The 11,885-nt window shown below is 58.5% G+C and carries 11 protein-coding genes and 1 tRNA gene; 6 read left to right on the top strand and 6 right to left on the bottom strand.

Annotated elements, in window-relative coordinates:
* Positions 1–407: 407 nt before the first annotated feature.
* Positions 408–481 (top strand) — tRNA-Met (locus EDF61_RS12710).
* A 116-nt stretch (positions 482–597) separates the two neighbouring features.
* Here EDF61_RS12710 and EDF61_RS12705 read toward each other — a convergent pair.
* Positions 598–1,329, bottom strand: coding sequence for a PspA/IM30 family protein (locus tag EDF61_RS12705; RefSeq protein WP_105656844.1), 732 nt, complete (start codon positions 1,327–1,329; stop codon positions 598–600).
* Positions 1,330–1,399: 70 nt separating this feature from the next.
* Positions 1,400–3,385: a TPM domain-containing protein gene (locus EDF61_RS18945; protein WP_181148806.1), complete on the bottom strand. Its 1,986-nt coding sequence runs from the start codon at positions 3,383–3,385 to the stop codon at positions 1,400–1,402.
* Between the two features lie 319 nt (positions 3,386–3,704).
* Between EDF61_RS18945 and EDF61_RS12695 the strand changes: the two genes are divergently transcribed.
* From EDF61_RS12695 to EDF61_RS12680, 4 genes are all read left to right on the top strand, one after another.
* The gene (locus tag EDF61_RS12695) at positions 3,705–5,228 is read left to right on the top strand and encodes a S1C family serine protease (RefSeq protein ID WP_133834294.1); all 1,524 of its coding nucleotides are present in this window, start codon (positions 3,705–3,707) and stop codon (positions 5,226–5,228) included.
* 190 nt (positions 5,229–5,418) lie between these two features.
* On the top strand, positions 5,419–6,240 hold the full coding sequence (locus EDF61_RS12690; RefSeq protein ID WP_181149011.1) for an electron transfer flavoprotein subunit beta/FixA family protein: 822 nt from the start codon (positions 5,419–5,421) through the stop codon (positions 6,238–6,240).
* Positions 6,241–6,252: 12 nt separating this feature from the next.
* On the top strand, positions 6,253–7,197 hold the full coding sequence (locus EDF61_RS12685; protein WP_133834293.1) for an electron transfer flavoprotein subunit alpha/FixB family protein: 945 nt from the start codon (positions 6,253–6,255) through the stop codon (positions 7,195–7,197).
* A complete protein-coding gene (locus EDF61_RS12680) occupies positions 7,194–7,955 on the top strand; it encodes a PIG-L deacetylase family protein (RefSeq protein WP_105661499.1) in 762 nt (253 codons plus the stop codon). Before EDF61_RS12685 ends, EDF61_RS12680 begins: the two co-directional genes overlap by 4 nt.
* Before the next feature lie 91 nt (positions 7,956–8,046).
* On the opposite strand, the gene EDF61_RS12675 is transcribed toward EDF61_RS12680, so the two are convergent.
* From EDF61_RS12675 to EDF61_RS12665, 3 genes are all read right to left on the bottom strand, one after another.
* A complete protein-coding gene (locus tag EDF61_RS12675; RefSeq protein ID WP_105656839.1) occupies positions 8,047–8,604 on the bottom strand; it encodes an anti-sigma factor domain-containing protein in 558 nt (185 codons plus the stop codon).
* Between the two features lie 123 nt (positions 8,605–8,727).
* Positions 8,728–9,189: a tRNA (cytidine(34)-2'-O)-methyltransferase gene (locus EDF61_RS12670; RefSeq protein WP_105656838.1), complete on the bottom strand. Its 462-nt coding sequence runs from the start codon at positions 9,187–9,189 to the stop codon at positions 8,728–8,730.
* 44 nt (positions 9,190–9,233) lie between these two features.
* Entirely contained in the window at positions 9,234–10,133 is a 900-nt protein-coding gene (locus EDF61_RS12665) for a J domain-containing protein (RefSeq protein WP_105656837.1), read from the bottom strand.
* A 117-nt stretch (positions 10,134–10,250) separates the two neighbouring features.
* Here EDF61_RS12665 and EDF61_RS12660 point away from each other — a divergent pair, with 117 nt between their 5' ends.
* Positions 10,251–11,150: a diacylglycerol/lipid kinase family protein gene (locus EDF61_RS12660; protein WP_166650798.1), complete on the top strand. Its 900-nt coding sequence runs from the start codon at positions 10,251–10,253 to the stop codon at positions 11,148–11,150.
* Here the strand turns inward: EDF61_RS12660 and EDF61_RS12655 are convergent.
* A complete protein-coding gene (locus EDF61_RS12655; protein ID WP_105661497.1) occupies positions 11,119–11,877 on the bottom strand; it encodes a pyrimidine reductase family protein in 759 nt (252 codons plus the stop codon). The two genes, EDF61_RS12660 and EDF61_RS12655, sit on opposite strands and share 32 nt — an antisense overlap.
* Between the last annotated feature and the right edge of the window lie 8 nt (positions 11,878–11,885).

The following is an 11,885-nucleotide window of genomic DNA, read 5'->3' as shown; positions in this document are numbered from 1 at the left end:
CGCCGGGCTCATAACCCGGAGGTCAGAGGTTCAAATCCTCTCCCCGCCACGAAAGTGGAAACGGAGATCCGGAAGGGTCTCCGTTTTTGGTTTAATTGGATTTCTCAGGACGGCGCCAACGGGTGAGCGTGGCCAAGCGCCAGTAGGCACATGATCGACTTCCCGATGGGGGAGCAACTAATATGTCCGCATTCACTGGGCCGAGGCGGACAGGCAGCGGACCCATGGCGTTGATTTTGTTTCGAGCCCGCCGGATGGTCCCGAAAAGCTTTCCCTTGACCCTGTGGAGATGCCGTGGGGAGTGGGGCGATTTCCCCGCTTCATGAGCCAGGGGTCTCTTGGTGACGCAATGCACTATCCCAGGATTGGCCAAGTCATTCACTGATTGGTAATGTTGTATTTACCGACGCGGGGTGGAGCAGTTCGGTAGCTCGCCGGGCTCATAACCCGGAGGTCAGAGGTTCAAATCCTCTCCCCGCCACGAAAGTGGAAGCGGAGATCCGGAAGGGTCTCCGCTTTTGGTTTAAGCATTAAAGAAGTTGGCTGGCAATGCTTTCGCACTGCCAGCCAATTGACACAGTTCAGAGAGCAGAAAGTTTAGCTCTCCAAAGCATCGGTTTGTTTGGCCTTCAGAGCGGCCAGACGGGCTTCCACCTCGGTCTGCTCACCCAGATCTTCCAGAGACTCGAACTGGGAGTCCAGGCTTGATGCCTGCAATTCTGCAGCACCGCGAACGCGGGCTTCTTCGCGACGAACCTTTTCTTCGAAGCGACCAATTTCGCTGGACGGATCCATGATGTTCACGGACTTGATGGCTTCATTGACCTGGTTTTGAGCGTGTGCCGACTTGGAACGGGCGACCAGCTCGTCGCGCTTGCTTGCCAGTTCGGTACGCTTTTCCTTCATCATGTTCAAGCCGCTTTTGAGCTTGTCCACGATCTCGCGTTGCGAAGCGATCGTCGGCTCGGCGGTCTTCATCTCGGACTCGGCCTGCATCTGGCGCTGGATGGCGACCTTAGCCAAGTTGTCGAACTTCGAGGCATCATCGGCATTGCCTGCAACACGGAACTCTTCTGCCTTGTTGGATGCTGCCAGAGCCTTGTTGCCCCACTCGGAAGCTGCCTGCTCGTCTTCGCGGAAGTCGTCTTCCAGCATGCGCAAGTTGCCGATGGTCTGGGCAATCGCCTGCTCTGCTTCAGCAATATTGTCGTTGTAGTCGCGCACCATCTGATCCATCATTTTCTGGGGATCTTCAGCTGAGTCGAGCATTGCATTGATATTGGCCTTGGCCAACTGGGAAATGCGTCCGAAGATTGACTGCTTGATCATGGTTGGACCTTTCTGTCCGTCAAGAAAACACTATGAACTTGAAACCTTCTGGTGAAACTGGTCCGGCAAGCTAGAAGTTGCCGCCTCCTCCGCCTCCGAAGTCACCTCCTCCAAAGCCGCCTCCGCCGCCGCCGAAGCCACCGAAGCCGCCCCCGCCAAAGAAACCTCCACCGTCGCCGCCATCGGAATGACCGCCATGGCCTCCGCCGCCGAGGATGGTATTGATCAGGATGCCTCCGAGCATCGCGCCACCGATGCCATCAAACATCCCGCCCCCGCGGCCACGGCCGTAGTTCCCGTAACCGCGCGAGTCGCCGAAGCCGTCGAATCCGCTGACGTCGCTTTCGGCCATCTGCGCAGCTTGGTCAGCTAGCTGAATGGCACGCTGTGCGGAACCTACAGCACGCAGCGGATCGCTGCCAGAAAGCGAGCGCGCCTCATCGAAGGTGCGCTGCGCCTCAGCAAGGCGGGTTCGAGCTGAAGAGCGGACGCCGCCGCGACGGGCACGGATGTAATCGTCGGTACCGCTGATGCGCGACGCTGCGGTGTGCAGCAACGAATCCAGTTGTGCACGGGCTGATTGTTCCTGCTGAGCCTGGTTACGCGTACTTGAAAGAGCTTCTGAAAGCGGGCGAACGGACTCATCGAGCTGGGTGATCAAAGCCAGCGGGTTGTATTTGCCGCTGCTCAGTGCTTGCTTGGTATTCGCCAGAGTGCTTTCGACACCGGCCGCGGCGCTGGAAAGGCGGGGATTTGCTCCGTTGCCAACGAAGGCGTTCGCTTGAGCCAGGTCGCGTTCGGCCAGCGCGATTGCGGACTTCAAGTCTTGCTGGGCCTGCCCCAAGGCTTCGCCAGCCTTGTTGATGGCCTTGAGCAGCACATCGGCCTGGTCGTGGGCTTCTTCCGCATTCTGGATCAAGATCGCGGCATTGGATCGGTCAGTGGCCAGTTTCTCTGATGCCTGCTTCAAGGCGGAAGAAGCAAAGGTCAGGCGCTCGGCGGCCTGGTCGGCGTTGTCCTTGATCTGCGATACTGCGCTGGCGTCATATTGGCCGGCAAGGCGTTCCAAGTCTGCCACGCGGGCCGACAGCCTCTGGTTGAGCGGTTCCTGGTTCGCCGATACCTCAGTAATGCGATCCTCGGCATTCTGCTCCAGCTGGCGCAATTGCTTGAACTCGTCAGCATGGGCCTGCAGGGAACTGTTGACCTTCTTGCAACGGTCGATGATTTCATTCAACCATGAACGCTGATCTTGCTCGGTATCGGGGATATCGTCATCCAACTGCTGCTGCAGGCGGAAAGATTCAGTCAGGTGGTTCTTGGCTTGTTCAATATCCTCCACATAGACCTGGACAGCCTGCTTGCCGTATTGTGCTTCGGCGAAGCCCAATTCTTGCTGCGAAGAACGGATCGAGTCATCTGCAGCCACCAGCAATTGGTCTGCCTGCAAACGGAGCTTGTCCAGGGGGACCAGTTGCTGCTGCGGAGCAGGGGCGCCGTACTGTCCTGGGTGTTGGCCTTGGCTCTGGCCGAGTTGCGCGGTCTTCTTCTTGCTGCGCCGTGAAAGGAAAAGGAACCCAACCACAGCAACGGCACCAATGGCCAGTACGACGGTTAGGAAACCACCGCCAGAGGATGAACCATCTGGGCTGCCTCCACCTTCAACGCTGCGCATGCCAGCGATGGCCCCCTCGACTGCACCGGCCCAGTTTTTCTCACTGAGTGCCGGGCTGATTTGGCTGCTGTAGATTTCAGTATCGGCTTTGGCAATCGGACCGCCTTCGGCGCCAGCAAAATATGCTTGGCGGGTCTCGGTTGCCACCACCAGGATGGAGTCAGCGCTGCCCAAACCCTTTTGGTTGGCAACTTCGGCGGCCCATTGATCTGCCTGGTCTGGGTTGGAGAACTCGTCGACGAATATCGCAAACAGGTTTAGTCCGGTATTGCTGCGAAGTTCCTTAATTTCGGATTCCAAACGCGTTTCGTCGGAGCCGAGCACGCCTGAAGAATCGACGACGAAGTCGCCAGGTGGAATCGTTACAGGCGATTCAGCCATCGCAGGTGCCGATAAGCCGAAAGAGGCTACCGTTGCCAATATTGCTCCAGCAATCAGCCGTCGAGCTTTCATACGCATGTCTTGTTCCCCACCTGAAATGCATCAGTCAATCTAAAATCGGGAGAATCCCGATCTGGTGATCCCCGAGATTGGGTTCACACTTATGATTGATTCTATTTGCCCTAATGAACAACGTCTACGACATTCAGCTGGCAGAATAGTTAACTCACAGCCGGTGCTCAGACACCACAATTCGATGCCACAGACCAGAGTTGGATAATAGAACTCAAGAGATTCGACAGTTCGAAAGAGGCAAGCCATGAGCCAGACACCGAATGAGCCACGTGGGAACGATGCGGGCGATTCAGCAGAGCCAATTAACGACACCAATAACGACCCAATTGCTTCGGCCGAACCTACGGTGCGCTACCCGCGAGTGAATCAGGCTCCAAGCGCCAGCGAGAATCCAACCAGCGTTTACCCCGCGCCGTCCGTTGACAGAACGCAGAACGCGGCCCACTCCCACGGACAGCATTCCGACGCCCAGCAAGTCCAGAACGGCTCTCCCTACGGTTCCCCTTACGGCCCTCCGTCCAACGAGCCTGCGAATTACCCGATCCCGCCCGAGAAGCCTTCCAAGGACAAGAAGTCCTTCTCTGGCAGCACGCTCATCGCCGGAATGATTGCCGCGGCCTTGGTAGGTGGCGTCACTGCCGCTGGCACGACCTACCTGATGAATGACGACGCGGGGTCTTCCTCGGTGAGCAGTTCGCCGCGTGAGGGCGTGGTGATCAACAACCCGGACAAGGTCACCGAAGTCACCGCCGCTGCCGCCAAGGCAAGCCCAAGCGTGGTGACCATCGAGGTTTCCGGCAACGGTTCTGGCGGTTCCGGATCGGGCATCGTCATGGACGACAAGGGCAATATTCTGACCAACACCCACGTGGTTACCCTGGGTGGCGAAGTTGCCAATCCCAAAATTTCGGTCCAGATGAACGACGGTTCGGTGCATAGTGCCACCGTGGTAGGCACAGATCCTCTATCGGACCTGGCAGTCATCAATATCCAGGCCGACGGCCTGGTGCCTGCCGCCGTGGGTTCCTCGGCCGAGCTGAATGTCGGGGATACCGCTGTCGCCATCGGCGCACCGCTGGGTCTAAGCGGCACCGTCACCGACGGCATCATTTCCACCTTGAACCGCACCATCTCCATCGCTTCTTCGGCCGTTCCGAAGGAAAGCGACCAGAGCGAGGGCGGGGATGGCAACCAATTCAACTTCCAATTCCCGGGACAGGAACAAGAGCAGCAGCGTTCAAGCGGTTCGATCTACGTAAACGTCATCCAGACTGACGCGGCGATCAACCACGGCAATTCCGGCGGCGCATTGGTCAACGCCAATGGTGAAATCATTGGTGTCAACGTTGCTATTGCCTCGGCAGGCAACAGTGAAGAAGGCGGATCGATTGGCGTTGGCTTCGCGATCCCTATCGACTACGCAAAGCGTGTTGCCCAGGAACTGATCGATAACGGCGTGGCTACCCACGGTCTGCTCGGAGCCACGGTGACCCCGCAGGGCGCAGCTGGATCGAACCAGCAGAACGCTTCGGCGTTCTCGGTGGGTGCCCGCGTTGTTGAAATTAGCCCTGACTCGGCAGCTGATAAGGCCGGTCTGAAGTCCGGTGACGTGATCACCGGCGTCAACGGCCGTGCAGTCCAGGACTCGCAGACCGTGACCGCGGCCATCCGCGAGATTCCAGCCGGGGGAGAAGTGGAAATCAGCTACCTTCGCAATGGCAAGGAACAGACCGCAACAGCAACTGTCGGAGCGCTGTCAAATAACTAAACAAATCGTCATGATGACGCTGTGAAACAAGTAACGCGGGCTGGTGATCGACTAGCCCGCGTCACTTGTTGATCTGAGAGCGATAAACACCCAGTGAACTGCATTGTGTCGATACGATAGACACTGAAGGAATTAGCCTGCCCCGGTGCCCCGCACCGGTGCGGGCATCGAAGCTCGTAGGAAGGCGCGAATGAGCGAGGAAAGCACCACTCCACTGAAAATAGTGGTCCTGGTCAAACACGTCCCAGATGTTCAATTTGACCGTCATATCGATTCGGGAACGCTGCGCCTTGACCGTGCAGAATCAGTACTCTCCGAACTTGACGAATACGCCGTGGAAGCTGCTGTTTCCATCGTGGAAGCCAACGGCGGATTCGCCGCCGGGCATGAAGTCATCGCCGCGACCATGGGCGGCAAGGGATCGGGCAACTCCGTCAAGAAGGCCCTGCAGATGGGTGCCAGCTCAGGGCTGCATCTGAACGATGACGCCTTGGCCGGTTCCGACACCATCGCCACGTCGAAAGCGCTTGCGGCGCTGGTTGAGCATGCCGGCAACGTGGACCTGGTTATTACCGGGATGTCCTCGACCGACGCTGAAACCTCGGTTGTTCCAGCCCAGCTCGCAGAACGGCTGGGCTTTGCGCAGCTGACTCACGCGCTGGCCGTTGAGTTCGATGCCGCACAGCGTGAACTGGCCATTAAGCGCGATCACCTGGACCGCACTTTGACCCTGAAGGCGAACCTGCCGGCAGTGCTCTCGGTCACCGACCAGGCCAACGAGCCGCGCTACCCGAATTTCAAGGCAATCATGGCTGCCAAGAAGAAGACTGTCACCGAGCTGGACCTGGCCGCTATCGGCCTGGATGCAGCCGCGGTCGGCGCCCTCGGCTCGAACACCGAAGTTATCGCAGCTGAAGCCCGCCCTGCGCGCCAAGCCGGAACGGTCATCAACGACAGCGGCCAGGCAGGTATCGCCTTGGTTGATTTCTTGGCCGAACAGAAGCTGATCTAAGGAATATTGAACATGCCTTCAGCACTAGTATTTTTCACTGAGCTTTCCGCGGCTCCCTCCAAAGGCCAGCGCGAACTGCTGACCCTGGTCTCTGGTTTCGAGAACCCGGCCGTGGCCGTTGCCAACCAAGTCAGCGACGAAGCCCAGCAGGTTCTCGCTTCCTATGGCGTGGTGAAGCTATTCACCGCTTCCGGCGATGCCCCAGTTTTCGGCCAGCACGAAATTTCCGTGCTTGACGCAGCCGTGCAGGCTACTGCCGCCAAATTGGTCTTGCTTGCTAATGACAATTTCAGCCGTGAGCTCGGTGCCCGTTTGGCTGTGCGCCGCAACGGTGCGATTATCACCGACGTCATTGGCATCAGCGGGGATCTTGTAGCTACCAAGGATGAACTGGCAGGAAGCTACAGCGTTCAGGCCAGGGCAACCAACGGCACCCTGTTTGCCACCTTGAAGCCGAACAGCATCGAAGACGCGCCAGCGGCCTCCAGCACCGCCTTGGCAGTTGAGGAATTGGCTTTGGAGAACTCCAACGATGCCAAGGTCCGGATTGCTGCGGCGGAGGCGAAAGTCGCAAGTGATCGACCTGCCCTGACCGAAGCGCGCGTCGTGGTTGCTGGTGGTCGTGGTGTCAACGGAGACTTTGGCCCGGTTGAAGACCTTGCCGATGCCCTGGGAGCTGCCGTGGGCGCTTCTCGTGCAGCTACCGATGCCGGCTGGATCTCGCACGATGCGCAGATCGGCCAGACCGGTGCCACCGTCGCACCGCAGCTGTACATCTCTGCCGGCATCTCGGGAGCGATACAGCAGAAGGCCGGAATGCAGACCAGCAAGTTCATCATCGCGATCAACAAGGATGTCGACGCCCCGGTGTTCGAGATCGCAGACCTGGGTATCGTTGGTGACCTGGCCAAGGTCCTGCCGCAGGCCGCCGAAGAGATTCGACGTCGCAAGGCATGATCGATACAGCGCAATTCATTGGTGCAGGCGCCCAACGGGTCCTGGCCTTCGGCGCCCATCCCGATGATCTGGACTTTGGGGCAGCCGGGACGGTAGCGGCCCTGACCGCGGCGGGGGCAGAGGTTCAGTATTGCATCATGACTGACGGCGACGCCGGCGGTTTTGATGACCGGGATCCTGAGGAAACGGCTAAGCTGCGCCACGAAGAGCAGAAACAGGCCGCCGCCAAGGTGGGTGTGAAAACGGTCCACTTCCTTGGCGAACGCGATGGCTTCCTGGAAGCCAACCACGATGTCATGCGCAAGGTGGTCCGGCTGATGCGCCAGGTGAAGCCAACCATCGTGATTGCAATGCACCCGGAGCGCAAGTGGGATCGGATACAGGCCTCGCACCCAGACCATCTGGCCTGCGGTGAAGCGGTCACCCGTGCGATCTACCCGGCGGTGGAGAATCCGTTCTCCTACCCGGAGCTGCTGCATGGCGAAGGACTGGAAGCCTACAAGGTGCCTTGGCTCTGGTTGTGCGGGGCTCCGCAGGAACGCGAGAACGCCTATGTGGACATCACCGAATTCTTCGAGAAGAAGATGGACGCCTTGCGTTCGCACTTCACCCAGCACCCGGATGTTGCCGCCATGGAAAACTACGTTTTGCAGCAGTGCGAGGAAAACGCCGAGCGTGGCCAGCTGGGAAAGGGCAAGCTTGCCGAAGCATTCCACGCAGTTGCCGTGAACGCCCGCGACACGATAGCCGGGTTCTGAGTATCCAGGCAAAGCAGACCGGAAAAAGTTCGGGGCGAAGATCAAGAATTGATCTTCGCCCCGAACTTTTTGGCTGGCCAGAGGTGAGCTGCTAGCTCTCGTCTTCCGTTGCCTTGTCTTGAGCCAGTGGCAGGTCGACCGATGCTTCAGCATCTTCAGATGGAGCGTCAGGGATCTTGGATCCCTCAATGGTGATGTGGAGGGCAATCACGTCTTCAGCTGGAGACAGCCCAGCCGCGGCATCTTCACCGGTGCTGGAAACGATCACGGAGACGCTGCCGGACTCATGCACGGCCCATGCAACGTACTGTTCCGAACCGTCCAGGGCAGGCAGCTCGGAGAGCTCGACACCCACAGCGCTTTCGGACTTCGACGAGCTGAGCACCGCTTGGCCTCCGCTCTTCAATTCGACGGTCTCGGTGACTGCATCATCGGCCTTGGATGCTTTGGACGCCTTGGTGCCTCCATTGAGCAGGGAGAAAATGACCACCGCTAGGACAACGATGATGGCAAGTCCCGTGACAGCGAAGATCCAGCGCTTAGGCTTTTTCTTGGCTGCACGTGAACTGCTGGCCACTTGGCTCACCAGATCTAGACCCAGGTTCTCGTCCTGGGGCTCGTCGCGGTGCTGAGAATGGCTACCGTTCATTGTCTTGGATTCTCCCGAAATGTAGTCGGCACAGTTCAATACCCGAAAACTGCGGGTACAGACTCGAGCCTACTTTATAAAGATTAGGTAAAGCTGTATGCGTGGCGCGGGCTGGCTGGTACTTTATGCGCCAGCGAAGCCGTGCTGGCGCCAAGCTTCGAAGGCTACCACCGAAGCGGTATTGGCCAGATTCATCGATCGGCGGCCTGGAAGCATCGGCAAGCGGACCAGGTCGTTGATGCGCGGATGCTTCTTGTCTTCTGCGCTCAAGCCAACCGATTCACGGCCGAAGAGCAGGATGTCGCTGGCCTCGTAGCTGATATCCGAATAGACAGTAGTTCCTTCGGATGTGAAGGCAAAGACCCGGCCTTCTCCCAGTGCTTCAAAGGCTGCGTCAAGATTTTCATGCACCGTGACGTAAGCCAGGTCGTGGTAGTCCAATCCTGCGCGACGCAGGTTGGCATCCTCGAAGTTGAAGCCTAATGGCTTGACCAAATGCAGTTCTGCGCCGGTGATGGCGGCTAGTCGGATAGCGTTGCCGGAATTACCCGGGATCTCTGGGGCATTGAAAACGATACGAAACACTCAACCAGTTTAAGCTCTCACCAACAAGAAATAGGCCATTGACCTTAGTACATCGCTTCACGTAACTGCGCCAGGGCTAGGCGATCGACGACATTCGGCGATGGGCCAGAGCCCAAGAAGAGTTTCAACTCGCGAATCAATCCCGCTGCATTGAGCACATTCGGAGTCGATGCAAGTGTTGGATCGGCATTGCGCCGGTACTCAATGACCGGTTCGTGGTGATTGCCGTTGGCAGAAAGCACCAAGGTGAACGCAACTACGTTCATCTGCATGAATTGCCGTTGCAAACCGGAGATGGAGAACTGCGGAGGCTGCGTCAGCTTATTGCCGTGGCGCAAGACATTGCCATCAAATGAATAGTAGCCATCGGGCAGAGTCATCGTATTGATCACCGCCATGCGGTAACCGGCAATCAGCACATGATCGTAGTGCCCCGACGCGGGCGAACGCAGGCCGTTGACCAAACGGGCAGCTGGCAAGATATTCAGGACGTTCTTGGAAAGCAGGTTGATGGTCTGCGCCTCGCGGATCAGCCGTGCACGGTTGGAGAACAGACCGCGTTTTCGGGGTTCTCCATGAACGCGCTGCTCACAGACTTTTCTGTCCAGCAATGTAGGAGACGTATCCGAGAACGGTGGAACATATTCGGTGGGCAACTGCGCCTTGGGCTGCTGAGGGCTCTTGCGCAGGCGCTCGTCAAAAGGACGGGCGCTGAACCCGGCGCGTGGAGCGTTGCCCGGAGACTGGAAGGTCTGCTCATAACCCAGCGGAGACGCCATCTCGCTGAGCTGCTGGAAAGCGCGCTGTACTTCTTTGAACTTTTCTTCGCTGCCACCGAGATCGGGATGGGTCGCGCGAGCGGCCCTTCGGTAAGCGACCTTGATATCTTCCATGCTCGCAGTAGGCGCGACACCAAGAATTTCGTATGGGCTTGGTGTACTCATTGAACGGAGGAATCCTCTCGGTGAAAAAGACCGGATGGCCAGTGTTCCCCAGTTTAGCGAATCCAACCCAGCAAATTCTTTGTAGAAGCGTCAAGTTGCTGGGTAATCTCTATGGTCATGAGCTCGTTTGGTCGCACCGCAGAAATCCGCATCATCTTCCACCCCGCCTCAGGCCGAGGCCGGGGGATGCGCCTTGCCCAGCAGCTTGCCCACGCGCTTGGCAAGCTCGGGCTGGAACATGGGCTAGTTGATACTTCAAGGACGAGCGTGGAACTGGTGGGGGACCAGCTCAGAGCTTCGCGGGCGATCGTCATCATTGGCGGTGATGGGCTGATCCACCACTGCATCCAGCACGTTGCGGGAACTTCGATTCCCATCGGTGTCATCCCCGCAGGCAGCGGCAACGACTTCTGGCGCATGACAGGGGACGCGAATGCAGAAGAATCCTTGGCCAAGGTGATTGCGTTTTGCAAGCAGCCGGGAGCAACTATGCCCATTGACGTGCTGGAGCTGCGGTTTGACCAGGCCGGCAGAACACCGCGCTATGCACTGGGTGCCGTGTCCTGGGGATTTGAAGCCACCGTCAACGCGAAAGCCAACGCGTTGCCGCGGCAGCTGGGAGCACTGCGGTATATCGCCGGTTTGATCCTGTGCCTTCCCCAGCTGCGCGGATGCCCCAGTGGGGTGAGGGCCGACGGGCTGCGATTCAGCGGAAGCGTCCTGGCCGCCAGCGTCGCGAATATCAAGTCCCTTGGTGGCGGCATCAAGCTCTTCCCGCATGCTGATTTCACCGACGGTACCGCGGAATTGGCTATCGTACGCGGACCAAATATTCTGCGGGTCCTTCCGTATCTGGCAAGGATCCTCACCGGAGCGCCGCATCCATGGAAGGTCAGCGCAAACCTCACGCGGGCCCGCATCGAGACATCCCGGGACAGCTATGCTGACGGGGAATGCATGGGGGCCGGGTCCTTTGAGCTAGCTGTTATTCCCGCGGGGATCCAGCTGATTTCCTAAGTCGATAGTCGCAGAAGAGCATGCTGTCCTCTTCAAACAAGGAATGCAGCTCGAAGGCGTGGAACCCCTGACGATCGTGAACCGCTATTCTCATGCCATCACCTGCCACAAGGACAGGAGAGTAGCTGATGCAAACCGAATCCACCGCGCCAGCCGAGGCGAACTGCCCAAAAACGTGAGGACCGCCTTCAGCGTGGATGAAGCCGTATCCCTTGGAATGCAGATATGCGATGATTTCGGTCGGATCACACCCGCCCTCGGTTTCGGAAACCTGCACGAGAGTGGCATTGGGTCCAAAGGACCGACGCTGTTCGTCGGTGACCTGAACGCTGGTGAAAAGCAGAACCGGAACCGGGGATTGGGCAAACACCGGGGCCGTTGGCTCCAGATGCAATCCTCGTGAGATGAGCGCCAGCACGGGCTGTGGCGGCAGGCCATGTTCGATACGCCACGCCATGTCCTCCGCGGACAGGAGCTGGCCTTCGTAGCCCTCGGCACGAACCGTTCCAGCACCCACCATGATCACGTCGGCAAGCCGGCGCAAGAGTGCGAAAACCCTCTGATCGCCAGGAGAGCCCAATGCTTTGGAGAGCCCATCAACCTGGGCACTTCCGTCGATGCTGCTGACGAAGTTGAAACGCACGAATGGGCGATGCTCGCTGGAATAGCGCTCAAGCAGGAACTGGTCATCAACCTGATCTGCTGGTTGGGGAAGCAGGGCACGCATCTGGGAAA

The sequence above is a fragment of the Arthrobacter sp. JUb115 genome, assembly GCF_004365035.1.
Lineage (GTDB): Bacteria > Actinomycetota > Actinomycetes > Actinomycetales > Micrococcaceae > Glutamicibacter.
The sequence above is the reverse complement of the archived record's forward strand: the minus strand, read 5'-3'. Positions and strand labels throughout refer to the sequence as shown.